The 3,087-nt window shown below is 63.4% G+C and carries 1 protein-coding gene; it reads left to right on the forward strand.

The window, feature by feature from the left end; translation table 11 throughout:
* Window positions 1–2,787 (forward strand): isoleucine--tRNA ligase (ileS, locus tag EN893_RS26205; protein ID WP_128361888.1); only part of this gene is annotated, 2,787 nt, incomplete at its 5' end.
* Window positions 2,788–3,087: the final 300 nt, after the last annotated feature.

The raw sequence follows: 3,087 nt of genomic DNA on the forward strand, positions 1-3,087 counted from the left end.
CTGCATGACGGGCCGCCCTACGCCAACGGCAACATCCATATCGGCCACGCGCTGAACAAGATCCTCAAGGATGTCATCACCCGCTCGTTCCAGATGCGCGGCTACGACTCGAACTATGTGCCCGGCTGGGACTGCCACGGCCTGCCGATCGAGTGGAAGATCGAGGAGCAGTACCGCGCCAAGGGCAAGAACAAGGACGAGGTGCCGGTCAACGAATTCCGCAAGGAATGCCGTGAGTTCGCCGCGGGTTGGATCGCTGTGCAGGGGGCCGAGTTCCAGCGCCTCGGCGTCATCGGCGATTTCAAGAACCCCTATACGACGATGGCTTTCCATGCCGAGGCGCGCATCGCCGGCGAGCTCTTGAAATTCGCCATGTCGGGCCAGCTCTATCGCGGCTCCAAGCCGGTGATGTGGAGCGTGGTCGAGCGCACGGCGCTGGCCGAGGCCGAGATCGAGTACCACGACTATGAGAGCGACACGATCTGGGCGAAGTTTCCGGTCGCCAGCTTGGCCCGCCCTGTCGATGGCGAGACCAAGCTGACGGAGGGCGCACTCGATCTGCTGCAGGCACATGTCGTCATCTGGACGACGACGCCATGGACGATCCCCGGCAACCGTGCCGTCAACTATTCGCCGCGCATCAACTATGGCCTCTATGAGGTCACGGCAGCCGAGAACGCATTCGGCCCGCAGTCGGGTGAAAAACTGATCTTTGCCGATGCGCTGGCCGAAGACTCCTCGGTCAAGGCCAAGGTCACCTTGAATCGTCTCCGCAGCGTTTCGGCGCAAGAGCTTGGAAGCCTTACGCTTTCGCATCCGCTCAAGGGTTTTTGCGGCGGCTACGACTTTGCCGTTCCGATGCTCGCCGGCGACCACGTCACCGACGATGCCGGCACCGGCTTCGTCCACACCGCGCCCGGCCACGGCCGCGAGGACTTTGACGCCTGGATGGATGCGGCGGTGGATCTGCGCGCACGCGGCATCGATCCCGCCATCCCGTTCACCGTCGACGACGGCGGTTTCTTCACCAAGGACGCGCCGGGTTTCGGCCCCGACCGGGAGGGTGGACCGGCGCGTGTCATCGACGACAACGGCAAGAAGGGCAACGCCAACCAGGCCGTCATCGACGAGCTGATCAAGCGCAACGCGCTGTTCGCGCGCGGCCGGCTGAAGCACAGCTACCCTCACTCCTGGCGGTCCAAGAAACCGATCATCTTTCGCAACACGCCGCAGTGGTTCGTCTACATGGACAAGGACCTCGGCGACGGCTCGACACTGCGCAGCCGGGCGCTCAAGGCCATTGACGACACCCGCTTCGTGCCCGCCGCCGGCCAGAACCGCATCCGCGCCATGATCGAGGAGCGGCCGGACTGGGTGCTGTCGCGCCAACGCGCCTGGGGCGTGCCGATCGCTGTCTTCGCCGATGCCGACGGCAATGTGCTGAAGGACGAAGCGGTCAACCAGCGCATCATGGACGCCTTCGAGCAGGAGGGCGCCGACGCCTGGTTCGCTGCTGATGCCAAGGAGCGTTTCCTTGGCAATCACGACGCTTCGAAGTGGAAGCAGGTGATGGACATCCTCGACGTCTGGTTCGATTCGGGCTCGACGCACGCCTTCACGCTGGAAGATCGTCCTGACCTGAAATGGCCGGCCGACGTCTATCTCGAAGGCTCCGACCAGCATCGCGGCTGGTTCCATTCGTCGCTGCTGGAAAGCTGCGGCACCAGGGGCAGGGCGCCTTACGACACCGTCGTCACCCATGGTTTCACCATGGACGAGGATGGCCGCAAGATGTCGAAGTCGCTGGGCAACACCGTGGTGCCGCAGGACGTCATCAAGCAGTCGGGCGCCGATATACTGCGTCTGTGGGTGGTGACGACCGACTACTGGGAGGACCAGCGGCTCGGCAAGAACGTGCTGCAGACCAACATCGACGCCTACCGCAAGCTGCGCAACACCATCCGCTGGATGCTGGGTACGCTTGCCCATGACGATGGCGAAGAGGTGCCGCTGGAGAAAATGCCGGAGCTGGAGCGGCTGATGCTGCACCGGCTGGCCGAGCTCGATGAGGTCGTGCGCTCGGGCTACGACGCCTTCGAATTCAAGCGCATCACCCGCATGCTGCTCGATTTCATGGTGGTCGAGCTGTCGGCGTTCTATTTCGACATCCGCAAGGACGCGCTCTACTGCGACGCGCCGTCGAGCCTGAAGCGCAAGGCTTCGGTGCAGGTGGTGCGCCATCTCTTCGATTGCCTGGTGAAATGGCTGGCGCCGATGCTGCCTTTCACCATGGAGGAGGCCTGGCTTGACCGTCATCCCGACGCCGTCTCGGTGCATCTCGACCAGTTCCCGCAAATCCCGGCGGACTGGAAGAACGAGGCGCTGGCGGAAAAGTGGCGCCAGGTGCGGCAGGTGCGGCGCGTCGTTACCGGCGCGCTGGAGATCGCGCGCGCCCAGAAGGTGATCGGATCGTCGCTGGAAGCGGTGCCGGTCGTCACAATCAACGACGCAGCGCTCGAAGCGGCGATTTCAGATGTCGACATGGCCGAGATGGCGATCACCAGCGATCTGGTCATCGCTCATGGCGAGGCACCGGCTGGTGCCTTCGCGATCGACGACGTCAAGGGTGTCGCCGTGGTGGTCGAGAAGGCCGAGGATCGTGGCCTGTTAAAATGTGCACGCTCCTGGCGCTACACCGCCGATGTTGGCCAGGATCCGGAATTCCCGGATGTTTCGGCCAGGGATGCGGCGGTGCTGCATGAATTGAAAGCGCTTGGCCGACTTTAACGGTTAGTCGGCTGGATCGGTGCACAAATGCCACGCCGGGCGGGCGAAAACCGCCCGCGCGTTGCCCTTAACGAGTGGTTGAGGTAAACACGCGAAACTCCGGAAGACAAATTGTCGCCGGATTTCCGTCGCAAGTGCTTGGACGATGGGGACCGGCCACAAGCTGGTGGCAATCGAGAGGCTGTCTAGAGTGGGACTTTTTGGCATGACCGAGAGATATAATGCGCGCTTGGCGCTGCTGGCGCCGCTTGTCGCGTCGGGCCTCGCTTTGTCGGGCTGCATGGGCTCTCCGACCTACGG

The sequence above is a fragment of the Mesorhizobium sp. M7A.F.Ca.CA.004.04.2.1 genome, assembly GCF_004022825.1.
GTDB lineage: Bacteria > Pseudomonadota > Alphaproteobacteria > Rhizobiales > Rhizobiaceae > Mesorhizobium.